This is a genomic window from Patiriisocius sp. 208BN25-11 (assembly GCF_058147145.1).
On record NZ_JBYVJY010000130.1, the window covers coordinates 1 to 238 of the forward strand.

Sequence of the window (238 nt, forward strand, 5' to 3'; positions counted from 1 at the left end):
GAAATCCTTTTTCTAGAATGACCACCCCAGAAGATGTTGCATACGCTGTTTTCTTGCTATGTAAACCAGGAGCGCAATGGATTAACGGAACCATACTAAAAGTAGATGGAGGTGAGAGTTTACGATGATTTTACTTAACTTGAAAAACTAATAGAAATAACAATGAAATATATTAAGTTTTTTGGCTTTTTAGGGCTCATAGGATTAGCCCCGTATTTTCTAAACTGCCCAAGCTACC

Annotated in this window: 1 protein-coding gene; it reads left to right on the forward strand. The window is 36.6% G+C overall.

The genetic code is table 11. From position 1 onward, the window contains the following. Positions 1–128, forward strand: a 128-nt coding sequence (locus tag ACY2RS_RS15860) for an SDR family oxidoreductase (protein ID WP_490099621.1), incomplete at its 5' end; no start/stop codon positions are given. Positions 129–238: the final 110 nt, after the last annotated feature.